This window comes from Luteolibacter sp. Populi, assembly GCF_040801775.1.
GTDB lineage: Bacteria > Verrucomicrobiota > Verrucomicrobiia > Verrucomicrobiales > Akkermansiaceae > Haloferula.
Window position 1 is genome coordinate 5,238,199 of record NZ_CP161812.1, and the last position, 16,860, is coordinate 5,255,058.

13 protein-coding genes are annotated in these 16,860 nt (G+C 63.4%); 6 read left to right on the forward strand and 7 right to left on the reverse strand.

Annotation, left to right across the window (positions count from 1 at the left end; translation table 11 throughout):
* Nucleotides 1–4 precede the first annotated feature (4 nt).
* Genes ABWK72_RS21250 through ABWK72_RS21260 form a run of 3 tightly spaced genes read right to left on the reverse strand, consistent with a single transcriptional unit; the run spans nucleotide 5 to nucleotide 3,362 of the window.
* Nucleotides 5–1,102, reverse strand: a complete 1,098-nt coding sequence (locus ABWK72_RS21250) for a glycosyltransferase family 4 protein (RefSeq protein WP_367871588.1) — start codon at nucleotides 1,100–1,102, stop codon at nucleotides 5–7.
* Nucleotides 1,099–2,007 (reverse strand): mitochondrial fission ELM1 family protein, encoded by a 909-nt coding sequence (locus ABWK72_RS21255; protein ID WP_367871589.1) that lies wholly within the window; start codon nucleotides 2,005–2,007, stop codon nucleotides 1,099–1,101. Before ABWK72_RS21255 ends, ABWK72_RS21250 begins: the two co-directional genes overlap by 4 nt.
* A complete protein-coding gene (locus ABWK72_RS21260) occupies nucleotides 2,004–3,362 on the reverse strand; it encodes a lysophospholipid acyltransferase family protein (RefSeq protein ID WP_367871590.1) in 1,359 nt (452 codons plus the stop codon). Before ABWK72_RS21260 ends, ABWK72_RS21255 begins: the two co-directional genes overlap by 4 nt.
* A gap of 116 nt (nucleotides 3,363–3,478) precedes the next feature.
* On the opposite strand from ABWK72_RS21260, the gene ABWK72_RS21265 reads away from it, so the two are divergent.
* Nucleotides 3,479–4,027 carry a CsgG/HfaB family protein gene (locus tag ABWK72_RS21265; RefSeq protein WP_367871591.1) on the forward strand — a complete coding sequence of 183 codons (549 nt, stop codon included), beginning with the start codon at nucleotides 3,479–3,481 and terminating at the stop codon, nucleotides 4,025–4,027.
* A gap of 4 nt (nucleotides 4,028–4,031) precedes the next feature.
* Here ABWK72_RS21265 and ABWK72_RS21270 read toward each other — a convergent pair whose 3' ends face one another.
* Nucleotides 4,032–4,571 (reverse strand): hypothetical protein, encoded by a 540-nt coding sequence (locus ABWK72_RS21270; protein WP_367871592.1) that lies wholly within the window; start codon nucleotides 4,569–4,571, stop codon nucleotides 4,032–4,034.
* Nucleotides 4,572–5,195: 624 nt separating this feature from the next.
* Between ABWK72_RS21270 and ABWK72_RS21275 the strand changes: the two genes are divergently transcribed.
* The 4 genes from ABWK72_RS21275 (at nucleotide 5,196) to hrpA (ending at nucleotide 11,412) form a co-directional block, all read left to right on the forward strand.
* Nucleotides 5,196–5,549 (forward strand): HNH endonuclease, encoded by a 354-nt coding sequence (locus ABWK72_RS21275; RefSeq protein WP_367875365.1) that lies wholly within the window; start codon nucleotides 5,196–5,198, stop codon nucleotides 5,547–5,549.
* A 62-nt stretch (nucleotides 5,550–5,611) separates the two neighbouring features.
* Nucleotides 5,612–6,406 carry an HNH endonuclease gene (locus ABWK72_RS21280; RefSeq protein ID WP_367871593.1) on the forward strand — a complete coding sequence of 265 codons (795 nt, stop codon included), beginning with the start codon at nucleotides 5,612–5,614 and terminating at the stop codon, nucleotides 6,404–6,406.
* 139 nt (nucleotides 6,407–6,545) lie between these two features.
* Entirely contained in the window at nucleotides 6,546–7,511 is a 966-nt protein-coding gene (locus ABWK72_RS21285; RefSeq protein WP_367871594.1) for an ADP-ribosylglycohydrolase family protein, read from the forward strand.
* 238 nt (nucleotides 7,512–7,749) lie between these two features.
* A complete protein-coding gene (gene hrpA / locus ABWK72_RS21290; RefSeq protein WP_367871595.1) occupies nucleotides 7,750–11,412 on the forward strand; it encodes an ATP-dependent RNA helicase HrpA in 3,663 nt (1,220 codons plus the stop codon).
* Between the two features lie 35 nt (nucleotides 11,413–11,447).
* Here the strand turns inward: hrpA and ABWK72_RS21295 are convergent, their stop codons facing one another.
* Nucleotides 11,448–11,978, reverse strand: coding sequence for a serine/threonine protein phosphatase (locus ABWK72_RS21295; protein WP_367871596.1), 531 nt, complete (start codon nucleotides 11,976–11,978; stop codon nucleotides 11,448–11,450).
* 169 nt (nucleotides 11,979–12,147) lie between these two features.
* On the opposite strand from ABWK72_RS21295, the gene ABWK72_RS21300 reads away from it, so the two are divergent.
* Complete coding sequence (locus ABWK72_RS21300; RefSeq protein WP_367871597.1) at nucleotides 12,148–13,008, forward strand: hypothetical protein; 861 nt, start codon at nucleotides 12,148–12,150, stop codon at nucleotides 13,006–13,008.
* A gap of 6 nt (nucleotides 13,009–13,014) precedes the next feature.
* Here the strand turns inward: ABWK72_RS21300 and ABWK72_RS21305 are convergent, their stop codons facing one another.
* Both ABWK72_RS21305 and ABWK72_RS21310 read right to left on the reverse strand, forming a co-directional pair.
* Nucleotides 13,015–14,490: a hypothetical protein gene (locus ABWK72_RS21305; RefSeq protein WP_367871598.1), complete on the reverse strand. Its 1,476-nt coding sequence runs from the start codon at nucleotides 14,488–14,490 to the stop codon at nucleotides 13,015–13,017.
* On the reverse strand, nucleotides 14,487–16,496 hold the full coding sequence (locus tag ABWK72_RS21310; protein ID WP_367871599.1) for a hypothetical protein: 2,010 nt from the start codon (nucleotides 16,494–16,496) through the stop codon (nucleotides 14,487–14,489). The genes ABWK72_RS21305 and ABWK72_RS21310 overlap by 4 nt, the downstream gene beginning before the upstream one ends.
* Nucleotides 16,497–16,860: the final 364 nt, after the last annotated feature.

The window sequence follows — 16,860 nt, forward strand, 5'->3', positions numbered from 1 at the left end:
CTTTTTAGAGTAGCAGCTCGTTGTAGACCGCCAGCGTGCCTTCCAGCATCCGCTGCAGAGTGAAGGGATATTCACGGGGAACCGCCGGAGGATCGTCTAACAGGCCGCGGACGATCGCGGCGGCGCGTTCCGGGTCATTCGGGACGAGGCAACCGGCGGGATAGAGGAGGCGGAGCTGCTCGCCAACGCCGCCGTGATCGTAACCGGCGACGGGAATGCCGAGGCCGAGGGCTTCCAAGGTGGTGCGGCCGAAGGATTCGGGCTGAGTGGTGAGCGAGAGGACGACGGAGGAGATGGCGAGGATCTCGCGCAGGTCCGAGCGGCCGCCGGTGAAGGTCATCTTGTCTAACAGGTCTTCCGCGGCGAAGAGCGTCTTGATCTCGTCGAGATAGGCTGCCTTGCGCGGATGGGCACCGCCAGCGATCACGCCGTGTAGGCCGGGCTCGGTGGCGAGTTCCTTGAGGATGGTGGCGAGATCCTCGTGACCCTTCAGGCGGGTGATGCGGCCGGGCAGGGTGAGCAGGCGCTTGCCGCGGGTGGCGGGGAATTCGCGGTGGAAGCCTTCCAGCCACTCGGAGCTTGGTCGGTAACCATGCGGATACTCGGCGGGATCGATGCCGCGGTGAACGACGCGCAGTTTCTCAGCGGGGACGCGGGGGTAGTGCTTGAGGACATGCTTGCGGATGCTCTCGGAGACGCAGATCACGCGTTCGCCGCAGGTCATGATCTCGGAGTAGCGGTTCACCGAGTTGAAGCCGTGGACGGTGGTGACGAGCCGCGGCCGGGTCTCCGGATCCATGCCGCGCCATGCGAGCCATGCGAGCCAGGCGGGCACGCGCGAGCGCAGGTGCAGGATGTCCGGTTTCTCCTTCGCGAGGAGCTTCCGCAACTTCGGAATGAGGAGCAGCGAGCCGAGGCGCTTGCGGCCCACGGGCAGGGTGAGATGACGGGTGCCGCAGGCTTCGAGCTGGCGGACCATCTTGCCGCCGCCGGAGACGACCAGGGATTCGTGGCCGAGCGAGCCGAGATATTGCGAAAGCTCCAGGGTGCCGCGTTCGACGCCGCCGGACTCCATCTCGGGGATCATTTGCAGCACCTTCATCGTCTGATCAGCCGTTCCAATACGATTTCCGCACAGCGGTCCGCCTCCCGCAGGACCCGCGGCGGCGAGGCCAGGCCGAACTGCGGCAACCAATCGGTGAAGCGCGTGACAAATCCTTCCGCCGCCAGGCGCGCGATGCCGCGGGCGACGCGGCCGCCTTTCTTGAGCGATGGCACCGGCAGCAAGCCGACCTTTGCGCCGCTACTAAGGGCCTCGTAGATCATCGAGACGCTGTCCTCTGTCACCCAGGCCTCGGCGGATTCCGCGAGGCGCTGCGGCAACCAGCCGGGCCCGGTCTCACCGTGCGGATACGGGGAGATTCCGGGAGCTACCTCTGCCAGCACATCCAGGGTTCCCTCCGGCGAGCGCCGCGAATCGGTGGCGCTCCAGGTGCCGCCATTCGAGACGATCCGCTTCACCGCATCGATCAGGGCATCTTCATCCCAGCCGTGCGAGGAGGAAGGTCCGCCTAACAGGATGAGGCCTCTTTTGCGCGGTCCGGTGTCCGGGGGCGGCACGCGGTTCAGCGCGCCGAGGGTGGGGATCACGTTTTCGGGAGGCGTGCTCTTGCGGAGATCGTGTTCCGGGATCAGGCAGAGGTCGAAGAGTGCGGTGGGGAGCGTGGGCTTCATCAGCACGACGCAGGGGGTGTTGGTCCTGCGCGCCAAGGCCAGCAACGAGGGATGCACCGCGTGGCCGGCACCGATCAGGAGATCTGGCCGGGGGTGCGCCGAACTTTCCCGCCATGCCTTGCGGAAGCGGGAGATCGCGCCCTTTTCCCCGCCGAGGGAGACCATCGTGACCTGGACCTTCCGGGTGCGGCCGATTGCTTCCGCCAGGCCATGCGACTGGTTCTCGTGACCGGGCTTGCCATCGCCGAGGATCTGGATCACCAGCGGCTTCATGCGTTCTTCCGGGATTTCGCGGTCAGGACGAGCTTGATCGCGAGTTCGCGCCAGCCCGCAGCATCGGTGGGCACGGGAAAATGGCGGGTCCATGGCTTGCCGCTGGTTCCTGCGCCGATGATGGCTCGCAGGCCGAGGGACCTGGCCTGGGTGGCGAGACCGGTGTCGCCATCGAGGAGGAGCGCGAAGTCGAGTGGCACCGGATGGGAAGCATCGCAGCGCTCTAACAGGGCGTTTGTATCCGCCGCGGGGAAGCGGACGAGGCGCGGGTCCTCCGGCAGGGAAGGGGTGTTACCGCGGTCGAGCAGGTCGATTCGGAGATCGGGTCGCAGCTCTAACAGGGTGGTGAGCGCCGCGACGGCATCGGGATTTCCCGAGGGCAGGGTGGCGACCATGCGGGTCGGCAGAGTGGCTGCGGCTGCGGCTTCTGCGGGGGCGTCCTTGGTGAAGAAGCCGAGCGGCAGCATCTTGTCCACCCGCCAGCGGTCGTGGAACCAGAAGACATCGCTCAGGCGGTCGCGCATGGCGGTTTCGAGATGGCGCAGCACTTCCTGGGTCTTCGCTTTCTCCGGCACCGCGCGGATGGTCAGCCGCCACTTGCCGGCTTCCTGCGAGGTGATCGAGAGCGTGACCATCGCCGCGCCGGTGCGGCGTGCGAGCAGGGCGGGCAGGGGAGTGCAGGAGGAGAGGCGGCCGAAGAAGGAGCAGAGTTCGCCGTGGCCGCCGGCGCGCTGGTCGGTCATCACCGTGACCACCCCGCCGCGGCGGAGCAGGGCGGCGGGGCCGTTGAAGCCATCGTGCTTGTTGAAGAGCACCGCGCCTTCGCGGGTGCGGCGCTGGACGGTGAGTTCATCGAGCAGCGGGTTTTCGAGCGGGCGGTAGATCGGGCCACCTTGGATGTTCTCGCCGACCTCGCGGATCAATTGGGCGAGCACTTCCCAATTCCCCATGTGTGACCAGACCAGCACGACGCCGCGGCCGGCACGGATCTTCTCCAGCAGGTGCTCCAGGCCCTCGAAGCTGATATGCTCGCGGAGTGCGCCGGGTGGCATGATCGCGGCGCGCTGGCTGGCCAGCAGGTTGCCACCGGCGCGGCGGAAGGTCTCGCGGACCAGCGCGTCAAGCTCCGCTTCGCCCGGGGCTTGGGCGGCGGTGGCGATCCGCAGGTTGCGGCGGACCAGGCGGCGGTGCTTGGGCGAGAGCGTATGGGCGACGCCGCCGAGGACTCCGCCGACTTTCACCACGCCGCGCAGCGACATCAGGCCGAGCAACCACTCCACGCTGCGGAGGAGCGCGTATTCCAAGCGGTGCGCCAGGGTGGGCCGGGGTGCGGCCTGTGGTTCTTCTTCGCTCATCGCGCGGGGGGAGTCTTCATCCCCCGGGGCGGCACGGCAAGCCTTGGGGATGGGACTTGGTGCCGGCCTGAAGGGCTTGCCCGATCCGGGGGATCCGTGCATGAATCCCGCCATTCATGCCCGCCTTGCTCAAAGCTATTGTCCTTGCCTCCGCCGCCCTCGTTTTCGCGAACTGCGCGCCGCGCGCCAGTACTTCCAGCGGATTCCACCCCGGCGGGATGCGCGCTACCCTGCCGCCCGGCGTTCCGCGGAAGGTCGGGGTGGTGATCGGCGGCGACCGCCGGATGGCCGGGCAGATGTCGGATGAACTGACCGCCAAGCTCTTCCAGCTCGGCTTCGAGGTCGTCGAGCGCCACCGCATTGATCCGCTGCTAACCGAGTATGCGATGGCCCGCGAAGGCTACCTCGACCCCGCCGCGAGCGTGAAGCTCGGCCGCGTCGTCGGGGCCGAGGGGATGTTCGTGGGCACGATCACTTGGGAGCGCTCGCCCGGCTGGGCGGACAGCCACCTCAACCTGCGGCTGGTGGATGTGAAGACCAGCCGTGTCCTCTGGACCGCCAATGTCCACGACCCGCGCACCTTCGGCACCATGGCCCCGGAAGCCAGCGTCGGGCCGACGAGCGGTGAGGCGATCAAGCTGATTAAGAAAGATCTGGGGTTGTGAGGGGTTAGGGAGTGAATTCGTTGTTCTCGTCCGCGACCGTCCCATCCGGATGTAGCGTGACGGGGACCACGAAAAGGCCACTGTCGACCTCCTCCGTTTCCCGCTCGCCTCTCAGGAATTCGTGGCACCGATCGATCAGGTTTTCTGCCCAAGCCTCTTCGGCTTCCCGCTTGCTGGCGTAAACCCAAAAGCCGTCTTCGCTTCGTTCGACTGGCTGGACTCCGGCGCATAGGGTGTCGGCATACAGGCACCAGCCGTCGGCTAGGGTTCCGGGTGCTGGCCGCGCTACCGGCTCGGGGCACTTCCTCTTCCGCTGGGGGGCGGCCTGTGCTTGGAGGTTCTCGATGATCTCCGAGTAGTGGTCTGCGATCTCCTGAGCTTCCTCCTCGTCGCGGCACTCCTCGATCATGAAGAAGGGATCCTTGCACTCTCCGCGGAACCATTTCGCGGTTTCGGCCCACGAGTCGCGCCGCGCGCATAGGCCATCGATCAGTTGCCCGAAATCCGCCGAGCGGAGCGAGAAGTGGTAGAGGCGACCTTTCATCGCCATAATCACCTGGCCAGGTTGAAGGCGCAGGGCAAGCTGGAAGTTTAAGATTGGCCCTATAGGCTTTGCTGCGAAGATGATTGAAGACTCGACAATTCGACTGATGGCTTTCGCGGACCTGAATCGTCGAGTCGCGATCCACGGATCGCTTCTTTCTTGGGCGCAGATTACTCCCACTTTTCGAGTGAGGGACGAGGACGTCTTTCTCGCTACGAGAGCAAAAGGCATTTTCAAGCCTCGGCAGATGAAGAGAGGAGCGCTCAGTATTAGTAGTCCCGTGCCGAGAGTTGGAAGGGCGCGCCGATACTTTGACTTCATGAAAGGCGACTCCCTCTACTACGCCTTTCAGGGTGATGATCCGACTAGTGGCGACAATCGCCAGCTAAGGAGGCGTATGACGACCAGACGCCGCTTATTTATTTTTGTGGTGTCTCGGAGGGGATGTATGAGGCGATTTTTCCTGTTTTCATCTCGCGCTGGTTGCCCGCGGAATTGAGAGTCGAGATTGAGGTCGCCTCTTCAGCGGCAAAACCCGAGTCACTCACTTCTGTGAGGGAGGAAGAGCGGAGGTATCGCAATCGCGAAGTTCAGGAAAGAATCCACCAGTCTGCATTCAGAGAAATGGTGCTCAATGCTTACGGTGGAAGGTGCGCCCTATCAGGACTTCCTGTGCGGTCGCTTCTGACAGCCGCTCACATTTATCCGGATCGTCACGAGATGGGGGTGGCGGATGTCACAAACGGGATCGCTCTCTCGACTCTGCATCACACCGCATATGACACTCTATTAATCGGAATCTCTCCAGATCTTCGGATCGAGGTTTCCGATAGAATCTTCTCCGAAACTGATGGGCCGCTTCTTGAGGGACTGAAAGCACTTCATGGAACAGGAATGAGAGTGCCTCGTGAGGTGGATTTTCGCCCAAATCGCGATGCTCTAGCGTTTCGGTTCGAAAAGTTCCTATCAGCCCGCTGAAATCGAAGGCCGGTATGGTGAACGGGCTTCTCCAAAGGCTTTTGCCCACATAGATCTCCACTATGCCAAGCCGCAAGCGATGGACCCGGGACGAACTCACCGTCGCCCTGGGCATTTACCACAATCTCACCTTCGGGCAGCTTCATGGGCGCCAGCGGGTGATCATCCAACTTGCGGGGAAGCTCGGTCGTACGCCGGGGAGCGTGGCAATGAAACTCTGCAACTTCGCATCGCTCGATCCCGCCTTGAAGATGCGAGGAATCAAGGGGCTCGAGGGAGCCAGTGCGCTCGATCGCGATGTATGGGAGGAATTCCACCAGAAACCGGAAGAAATAGTGCCCCAAAGCCGTGAGATCCTTCGGCAAATGTTCGAGGCGGGGCCGGACAGCGAATTGGAGGTGCTTCCCCTAGAAGGAATCAAGGTCCGCAAGCGCCCGCTGGGAGATACCGAGGTGCTTGTTACCACAAAGCAGCGTCGCGGTCAGGAATATTTCAGGGATGCCGTTCTCAATAACTTCGGAGGGGCTTGCGGAGTGACGGGTATCCCTGTTCGGGAATTGCTGGTGGCTTCCCACATTCTTCCGTGGAAAACCCACACTGACGAGCGGTTGAATGTCCGAAACGGTCTCTGCCTTTCCCGCCTGCACGATGCCGCCTTCGACCGCGGGCTTATTACCTTCGATGACGAACTGCGGATGGTGATTTCGCCCGCTCTGAAGAAGCATTTTCCCCAGCAAGGAGTCGCAGGGAGTTTCGAGAGCTACGAAGGAGAGCGTCTGATCGTCCCGGATGACGCGGCGCTTCCTGAACTCGCGTTTCTTGCTACCCATCGGAGCAGCATTTTTGCGAAGAAATAGGCGAGTGAAGTCCGCGGTACGCATGGGCCACCTTAGGCACGGCGGAGAAGGCCCGCCGACGGACTATGAGTAGCATTCTTTCCGATGTGGTTGTGCATCGTCGCTTGCGTTCGGGAATTCCGGCGATAACCAATCGCCTATGACTCCCTACACCGCCGCCTACCGAGGTTCTCTATCCGCCGATGCGCTTTCGATGCCGGTGCATTGGTATTACGACCGCGAGGCGCTGCTGCGTGAGTATGGGGTGGTGGACCATTTCATCGCGCCGAAGAATCCGCATACGGGGACCTTCATGGATCGGACGCACTACGCGGCGTTGAATGAGAAGGGCGATATTCTGCGGGAGCAGGCGGAGTACTACGGGATGGCGGGGATTCACTACCACCAGTTCCTGCAGGCGGGGGAGAACACGCTGAACTTCCAACTGGCGATCGAGCTTTACGATTTCGTGAAGGAGCGCGGAGGCTATGATGCGGATGCTTGGCTGGAGCGCTACATTGCGCGGATGCTGGAGCCGGGTTGGCACCGGGATACCTTTGTGGAGGAGTATCACCGGAACTTCTTTACCAACTACGCGAAGGGCAAGCCGCCGCGGGAGTGCGGGGTGTCCGACAAGCACATCGGGGGCTTGGCGCAGGTGCCTGCCTTGGTGGCGGCGCTGGAGGGGACTTCGCTGGAGGAATTGCGGGCGATCGTGAAGGAGCACGTGGGGCTGACCCATCCGCATCCGGAGGCATTGAGGGCCGCGGATGCCTTGGTGCGCTTGCTGGTGGCGGTGGCGGGTGGGAAGAGCATCCGCGAGGCGATCGGGGCCGAGGCGGGGGATTGGCTGGCGGCGGAGGATATCGAGGCGTGGATTGCTGCGGGGGAAGAGGACAACCACGTGGTGGGACAACGCTTCAGCGCGGCCTGCTATGTGGAGGACGCGATGCCTTCCTCGCTCTTCCTGGCCTGGAAGTATGCGGATGATTTCAAGGCCGGCTTGGTGGCGAACACGATGGCAGGCGGGGACAACTGTCACCGCGGGGCGGTGGTAGGAGGGTTGTTGGGGGCGAGCTCGGGGGTGCCGGAGGAGCTGAGAGTCAAAGAAATCATCAATCACTAGGCGGGGGAGAATCACCAATCATCAATCTTCCAATCATCAATCGGTCTGCCGCTGCGCGGGAAGAGGTGAGGAGGGGGCTGGCGCTTGGTTTAGCCTTCCGTTCCGATTTCTCACGACAACTCTTGCTCCGCGCTCCTCTGCGACCTTTGCGCCTCTACGGTTAACCTCTGCTTTCCTCAGCTCTCCGTAACAAACCGCGCTTGAGCATGAGGGCTTTCGCCGCTAAGTCCCCGGCGCGATGCCGGAGGTCTTGCCACCACTGAACTACCCCGAGAGCCTGCCGGTCGTCGGCATGCGCCGGGAGATCGTGGCCGCGATTCGGGATAATCCGGTGATCGTGGTGGTCAGCGAGACGGGGTCCGGGAAGACCACGCAGCTCCCGAAGATGGTCGCGGAGGCGCTGGCGGGCAGCACCCGCACCATCGGTTGCACGCAGCCCCGGCGGATTGCGGCGGCGAGCGTTTCGAAGCGGGTGGCGGAGGAATTGAAGGGGCCGCTGGGCGGATTTGTCGGTTATCAGGTACGCTTCGAGGACCGGACTTCGAAGGAGACGCGGATCAAGTTCATGACGGACGGCATCCTGCTGGCCGAGACGCAGGGCGACCCGCAACTGCGCAAGTATGATGCGCTGATCCTGGACGAGGCCCACGAGCGCTCGCTGAATATCGATTTCCTACTGGGCTATCTGAAGCGGCTGTTAGAGCGGCGGAAGGATCTGAAGTTGGTGATCTCATCCGCGACCTTGGATGCAGGGGCTTTCGCGACGTTTTTCGATGGCGCACCGGTGCTGCAGGCGGAGGGCCGGACCTTCGGCGTGGAGGAGTTTTTCCTGCCGTCCTATGACGGCGAGGAACTGGTCCGTCATGTGCCGCGCGCGGTCGATTGGCTGACCGATGTCGATCCGAACGGCGACGTGCTGGTCTTCTTGCCCGGCGAGCGTGAGATCCGCGATTGCGCCGACGCGCTGGACAGCCGCAAGTACCGCAACACCGAGATCCTGCCGCTCTTCGCCCGGCTCGGCCTGGGCGACCAGCAGCGGATCTTCCAGCCCGGCTCGCGGCGGCGGATCATCCTTGCCACGAACGTCGCGGAGACCTCGCTGACCATTCCCGGGATCGTCAGCGTGGTGGATAGCGGCTTGGCGCGGGTCAGCCGCTGGAGCCCGGGGCGGGGGGTGCAGCGCCTGCAGATCGAGGAAGTCTCGCAGGCCAGCGCGCGGCAGCGGAAGGGCCGCTGCGGTCGCGTGCGGGAGGGCGTGTGCGTGCGGCTTTACTCCGAAGAGAATCTGACGGAGCGAGCGGAGTTCACCGATCCCGAGATCCGCCGCAGCTCGCTGGCGGGGGTGATCCTGCGGATGAAATCGCTGGGGCTGCCGGACATCGAGGAGTTCCCCTTCCTCGATCCGCCTTCACCGAAGGCGATCTCCGAGGGGTATCGTACTTTGCGGGAGGTCGGGGCGATTGACAAAGACAAGCAGCTCACCGAGGCCGGGCGCATGATGTCGCGGATGCCGGTCGATCCGCGGCTGGCGCGGATGCTTCTGGAAGCGCGCCACGAAGACTGTCTCGCTGAGATTCTACCGATCGTCTCCGGCCTGGAGTCGAACGACCCAAAGGAGCGCCCCTCCGAGAAGACCAAGGAAGCCGATGCTGCGCATGCCCGCTGGAAGGATGCCGATTCCGACTTCCGCGGGATGCTGCGGCTGTGGTGCGACGTCCAGCGCTTCCGCGAGGGCCGCGGCTGGAAGCGCAACCAGCTCCGCAAGTACTGCGGGGATAGTTTCTTGAATTACCGCCGGGTGCAGGAATGGGCGAACGTCCATGACGAGCTGAAGGAGCTGCTGGCGCGGGATCTGCGCTGGCAGGTCAAGCCGCTGGCCGCCACGGTCGAGGCGTCCGCGCCCTACGATGCCTTGCACCGCGCACTGCTGGCGGGAGTGCCGCGGCAGTTCGGCCTGAGGGACCGCGAAGAGCGGGCCTACCGCAGCGCGAGCGGCGGGCACTTCGCGGTCTTTCCGGGCTCCGGTCTCTTCGGCGGCAAGAAGTGGGATTGGGTGATGGCGATGGAGCTGGTCGATACCACGCGCCTGTGGGCCCGCCGACTGGCGCGGATTGACCCGGCATGGGTCGAGAAAGTCGCGCCGCATCTGTGCACCAGTCGCTATGGCGAGGGTCATTGGGACGAGCAGCAGGGCGCGGTCTATGCGAAGGAAACGGTGACCTGCGGCGGCCTGCCGATCGTCGCGGGGCGGCGCGTCCACTATGGCCGCATCGATCCCGCGGGTGCGCGGCGGATCTTTGTACGCGAGGGTCTGCTACAGGGCGGCGTGAAGGGGAAGTCGCGGGCGCTGGAGCGGCTCGCCTCGCTGAAGGAAGAGATCGAGGGCATCGAGCACAAGCTGCGCCGGCCCGGCGGGTTGTGGAGCGAGGAGGCGATTGTCGATTTCTTCGAGAGCCGCCTGCCGGATGGCATGTCCACGACGAAGGCTTTTCATGATTGGCAAGGGATGCACGGCGAGACCCTGGTGCCCGGCCGGAACGATGTGGTGCTGGAGGATCTGGACGACCTGGATCTGGAAGGGTATCCGGATTGGCTCGCGCATGGCGGGGATGAGTACGCGCTCTACTACCGCACCGCGCCCGGCGAGCGCGACGATGGCGTGACGATGGGCGTGCACATCGATCAATTGCCGCGCCTGCCCGAATGGCTGCCGGGCTGGGGCGTGCCGGGCGATCTCACCTGGCGGGCGGAGTGGATGATCCGCTCGCTGCCGAAGGACCTGCGCCGCGAATGCCAGCCGGTGGCCGACGCTGCCAGCGGCTTCGCGGACCAGTGGCGGAACCGCGAACCCGATGCATCGCTGGAAGTACGACTGGCGCAGTATTTATCGAAATTTTCCGGATACGATATCACCCCGCGCAGCTTCGAGATGGAGCGCCTGCCGGAGGAACTGATCACCAAGGTCTGGGTCTGCGATGATGAGGAGCGGGAGCTGGCCTTCGGCAAGGACGTGAAGGCGCTTCAGGCGAAGCTCGGCAAGGTGGTGACCGAGCGCTTCGAGAGCGCCGCGAATGCCGAGTGGGAGCGCAAGGGCATGAAGGAGTGGACGGAGGGGGAGATCCCGGAGCAGGTGGAGACCCCCGCGGGCCCTGCTTATCCGGCCTTGGTCGATGAGGGTGGGAGCGTCGGCGTGAAAGCATTTTCCAAGCCTGCGGAGGCCGCGCAATCGCACCGCGCCGGGCAGGTGCGCCTGCTGATGCTGGCGCAGGCCGATCAACTGAATTACCTGAAGAAGAAGTATCCGCTGGGGATGATGGCGAAGGTGGAGTTGCCGCGGCTCGGCACCTCGATGGACGACCTCATCGCCCTGGCAGGGGAGGGGGCGCTCGGCGGCAAGCGGATGGCCACGCCGCAGGAATTCGCCGCGAAGGCCAAGGAAGCAAAGGGCCGCTGGTTCGAGGCCGCTGCGATGATTTCAAAGTCGCTGGATGCCGGCTTCGAGGCGATCGGGCCGGTGCGGCAGTGGATCCACGACAATCGCAAGGACCGCCACCTCGCCGCGGTGGCCGCCGATCTGGAAGAAGAACTGGCGTGGCTGCTGCGGTCCCGCTTCGCGTGGCGCACGGGTTTCGCGCGGCTGAGATCGTATGATCGCTACATGCGCGGCATGCGCTCGCGGATCGGGCGGATTTCCAGCCTGCCGCTGGTGAAGGATCTGGAAAAGATGGAGCGCGTGCGGAAGTTCTGGCAGCCGTGGTTCATCGCCTGGACGGCGAGGCCGGAGGATCCCGCGCTGTGGGAATACGGCTGGCTGTTAGAGGAGTATCGGCTTTCGCTCTTCGCGCCGGATGTGCCGGTGGAGATCAAGGTCTCGGAGAAGCGGCTGGCGGAGGGATTTTAAGCGATGCCTGCCCCCGCGGTCCCGGGGGGCTGGCATCATTCGGGCCGCCCTGGCCAGTCCGTCACATACTTCAACTGAGTCGGCTGCTGTGGGGACCGCGGGTAGCGCGCTCGCTTCGCCTCATCCATGTGAGTCTCGTAGAGGCGCTGCACTTCGGCCAGCGCCGCCGCGGGATTCATGCCGTTTTCGCGCAGCCAGCAACCGACCGCGGTGCCGGTCCGGCCGATGCCGCCCCAGCAGTGGACGTAGCAGGGGCGCCCGGCTTCGATCTCCGAACGGATCAAGTCCATCACGCCGCGCATGACGGCGGGTCCGGAGGGGATCTTCATGTCCGGGATCTCGAAGGAGTAGCGTTTCAGCCCCATGGTCCCGTCGATGTCTACCTCCATGAAGATCGGCTCGTAGGGTTGTAGGCCGTCCTCGTGGCTCGTCAGGTCGATGAAAGTCCGCACGCCCTTGTCCACCAATTCCCGCACGCGGGTCTCCGCGACGTTCGGGCTCAAGTCGCCAGGATACTCCCCGGCGAAGAGGCCGTGGTGGACAGCGTAGTGGTTGACGGGCTTCACGCCGGGAGGATGGGCATGAAGTGACGGACTTCCAATATCGAAGATCGGGGTAAGGGGCGGCGTTGCGCAAGTTCGGAGAGTTCTTCCTCGACCCCTCCGTAGTTCCGCCTTCCATGGTCGTAGTTCGTATGTTCCACGGTCTCCAGTCCACCCCTGAAGTCGCAAACTCATGCAATGGATCATTCTGATCTCCGGTGCCCCTCTGGATTTTGAGGAATTGGCAGGGACCTACCGCTCTCTGGGCGAGGTGCAACTCCAGACCTCTCCGCCGCGGCTGATGGTGCAGGGTGGTAGCTTGCGCGGCTCCTTTGTCTTCAATCAGGACTCCCGCGTCGGCGCGGCCTTCTCGGACGGGCAACTTGCGATGATCCGCCAGATTATCCCGGTTCCTAGCTTCTCGATGCTGCAGTTCCGCTTCGCCGAAGATGCCGATGCGGCCATCTCCCGCTTCATCGCCCATGGCCCGGTGCTGGTGGACAATGACCAAGGGCTGCTGCTTTCGCTGGAAGAGATCAAGCACCGGATCGCGATGGGGCAGGACTGGCTCACCGGATCCTCCGCCAACCCATCGCCCTCCGCTGCCGCGCCCGAAGAAGAAACACCCGCACCGGCACCGGCAGGGCAGGGGGCCACCCCGGCGCTCCCCGTGCTTCCCACGGACGCCCTCCCTGACGAACTGCACATCTTCCTCAAGCAAGCGCAATGGCCCGCGCTTCTCGACGCCGTCTCCCATCTCCTCGGCACACCGGGTACCAATGACTCCGACGAGATCACCGAGCGCCACTGCTGGACCGTCTTCGGCCTCCACCTCATCGCCGTGAATGTTCCCGACCTTCAGGACGACCACGGCATTCCCTTCTCCACCTTCAGCTCCGGCATCGCCCTCGACCATCGCTTCTGCAGCCATTCCCCGCAGGAAGACGCCTACCGCCAAGCCTTCGCCATCCTCCTCCTGCTCCGTCTCCGCAGCGAACTCGATCCGGAGGCTCTGCTCGTCCGGAATCTCCAACAGATCATCGCGCCGGAGTGACTGGCTTCATCCTCCTTCCGGCTGGCTGGCTGCTTGCTGTGCCTTGTCCGCTTCCTTGTTCTCCGGGAACTTGAATCCGAGATAGACGCCGGAACTAATTCCCATCAGATACAGCAGCGGATCGCCGAAGGTCGGCATCTCCTTGTACTTCCATAACTCCACCAGGAAGACACATCCCAGCACCAAGGTCCACACCAGCATCTGCAGCCGAGGCAGGCTCACCCCGCTTTTATCGCTCAGAATGTCTGTCAGAAAGCGCCAGGCCTTTGCATCTTGCTTCCGCTTCGAGCTTAGCAGGAATTGGGGCTTGGGTTTCTGGTCCGCGACGGGTTGGCCCACGAGGGATTGGTTCGCGGCGGCTTGGTCCGCGGTGGCTTGGCCCACGACGGCTTGGTCCGCGACGGGCTGGTCCGCGACGGATTGGTCCGCGGCGGGTTGGCCCACGACGGCTTGGTCCGCGGCGGCTTGGCCCGCGGCGGGTTGGCCCAATTCCAGGGAATCCTTCCGGGTCGCATCCACGGAGCGGCTGAATACCCCGGTCACCACGCTGATCCCCAGCAGCGTGAGCGCGGTGGGATTCAGATCCTTCCAGTTCCCCAGGATGATCCAGACATACAGATAGCTTCCCAGAATCACCAGGAACCACCATGCCATCTGCACCCGCCCCAAACTATAGGGATGGTAGGGGACACCATTCTCATCCCAAGCCTCCAGATCCCGCAGCATCCCCGTCGTCGCCCCTTGCATCACCACCGTGGCCAAGGCGAAGATCACCAGTGCCGCCGCCAGCGAGTACCACCCCGGGTGCGTGTAGGTTTTCAGGTGCAGACGGTGAGACTTGTCGCCATGGCTAATTTTCCTCTTTTCGGCGAAGGCTCTCTCAGAAGCCGCTGTCTCGTCTGCAACTGCCTTGGCGGTGATGGAGGCCGTTTCAGCGGCTTCCTTGTCGGCAGTTGCCTTGGCAGCGCTCTCGGTGGTGGTGGTGCCAGTGTGGTCAGCGGCAGCCTTGGCGGCCGCGGATTTGGCGGCAGCGTCCCTGGCGGTGGCAGCCAGATCTTCGGCTTCCTTGGCGGCAGCCTTCTGGTCATCATCGTAGACCAGCGCGGCTTCCGCTTCCTCCGGCTTGCTGGCCCGCCCTACCGTCAGCGCGAAGACCTCACCCGGGTCCTCGGATCGCTTCATCAGCTCTCGCCAATGGCGCTCGTTTCCTGGCGTCCGCTCGAGGCGGAAGTGCAGCAATTTCTCGTGAGGATTCGTCACGCTTGGTGCCAGCCCCATCGCCCGGCTCTCGATGAACAGGGTCAGAGGCTCGGCATCATTGTCATCCTCTCCCCCGGGAGGCTTCAACAACTGGGTGTCGTTGACCCTCACGACCAGCTCGTCACCGACCGCGAAGCCCTTCGTTTCCGTCCCCGGCACGCAGAAGGGAGCAATCGCGGCTGCTGCAAGCGCCAGTACCAGCGGAATCAAGATCGTTTTCATCGAGGGGGGAGAGGGGGTGGTGTTACGGGTGGAACTACCGCGGGTGGAGCAGCCGCAGGTTGAGCTGCCTGTGCCGCGGCCGGTCTTGTCCTTTCCTCTTCTGCTTCTTTCTTCTCGGCCGCGTCCTGGAATGCCTTCGCACGTTGGGACATGTAGGTAATCCGGTCGCGGGCTTTGTTCCACTTGGGCTCCTTAGCAGCCAGAACCGCCAATTTGTCGATGGCCTCGATCGCTTGTTTCCGGAGCGGGTCTTTCTCAGACAATTCCTTGAGCACCGGTGCGGTAATCCCCGGGGTGGATGGTGTGACACCACTGAGAGTCTTGTTCAGGGCGGTGCCCCATCCGCCCATCACCGTCACCGCATTGATCACCAGTCGCTCGTCTTGCCCCGTGATCTCGCCGGAAGCCTTTTTCAAGACCGGTACCACCGCCGACACCAGCGCATCGAACGCGGCGTGCAGCGTGGATTGCGATTCCAGGTTGATCAGGAAATCCAAGGTCGCCGAGCGGGAGTCGCGATCCGCAGCTCCCAACAGTGGCATGACCGCCTGAAGTTGCGCGGACGTCAGAACCACGGGCTGCTGCATTTTCGACAAGGCCAGCGCGATGCCCAGCTTGGTTTTGTAGGTGTCGTTGTTATCGGGAGCCCCCAGTTTGTTCAATTCGTCCAGCTTGTTGGCCAAGGGCTCGATCGCATCTTGGCGATAGAGCGCCAGATCCGCGCGCACCTTGTGCCGGACCGTCTCGTTTTCGTCCGGCAATTTGGCGATCAAGTCGATGATCGATGCCTTGCGTTGTTCCTCCGTGGGCGCGGTGGGGAGGGTGCTGGCTGTCTCGGGCACCTCTTGGGCCGCCGCCAAGGCGGAAGGCGGTGCCTGGGCCATCTGAGCAACCGCGCTGCCAGTCGACTGGGAGGCCTCTTTCAGCGCCTCTTTCCGCTTCTCCAAGTCTGCTACGGCATCGACCGCGCTCGCCCCGGTATCTACGCCCCCCCAAGCCAAGCTGGCACGCTGCTTGTCGGCGGCGACTGTGTTCTTGGCCAACTGCTCGGCGACGGAATCCCGCAGCTTGTCGAGATCCTCGTGGTCCCGGCTTGCCATCGATTTACGGAGTTTTTGGTAGCCGCGGCTGCGCTCCAGGTAGTTGAAGAGTTCCGACTGTACCACAAGTGCTTGTCCCTGCACGATGAACTGGTCGATGTTGATCAGGGTGTCTGAGGCCTTGTCCAAGGCACCTGGATCGTAGAGGAGGATCAGCCGTTCCATCATCCCCATTCCTTTTAACAGGCAGGGGCCGTTCTCGTCGCGGGCAGCGATCCGGCAGATAATGGCGATTGCCTTAATCGCCGTTAATCGGATCAAGGGGTCTTCGCTTGCTTCCGCGAAGACGATCCAGCTTTTCACAAAGGCCAGATTGGGATCCATGGCTGCCACCGCACCGTGCTTTCCCTCCATCAGAGCCACGCAGATCGGCAAGGCACCCCGGGTCTCTGCCGGCGAATTCCCGCCGGCGCTGGTATTCGCATGCGCGATCACCGAAAGCGCAGCCAAGCGGGCAGCCATCTCGGATTCGCGGGAGTTCTTGCGATCCGCCGGTTTGATGGCGGCTTGGCCAGCGGTTCCGTCCGCTGGTGCTGCTGCCCCAGAGGCTGCGGGAGGAGTCGTTGCCGGCGATCCTTGCTGGCCCTTGTCACCGCTTTCCACCGGGGCCATGTATTTCAGGAAGAACTCCACATAGCGGTAGTTGTCATCCAGCGCGATCTGGCGTGCTCGGATGTCATCGACCGTCGCCTTCAGCTCGGTGGTTTTGCCGCTGGCATCCTTCGCCTCGTCCTTGGCACCGCTGGCCAGATTCGCCGCGATGGTCGCGATGATTGTGCCAATCGTGCCGACAGTCGCGGCAATGGCGGTCAGCGTGTCGTTCGCCTTGCCTAGAAAGGTGACGGGAGGCTTGTCCTGCTGATCGCCGACAGGCTTGTCGGCACCGGGGGAGGTGGGGTCGCTCATGATGCTTGGAACCGGGGAGGCAGTTCGACAATGGCTTATCCACCGAAGCATGCCGCTGTCACGGAATTTCCAGACTGGAGCTCATGATTGAAGGGTGAGTCGGTGATGATCATTGAATTTCCAATGGAAATTTCCATGACATTCTAACATTGGTTGATGTAGGAGAAATTAAGCATGAATTTAGTTATCTTCAGCTTGGCTTGCTGAGGTCCGGCGGATTTGCCGCCACTCCCGCACGACGCCGCTGGTCCCAGCTCCTCCCCCGGATCTCTGGCTTCTTCCCTCTGGTGGCTCCTTACCCCATTCCAACCCCACCCCCCCAAAATTCCAATTGCCCCCGGGGGCATCCGGGGCCATGGTTGCG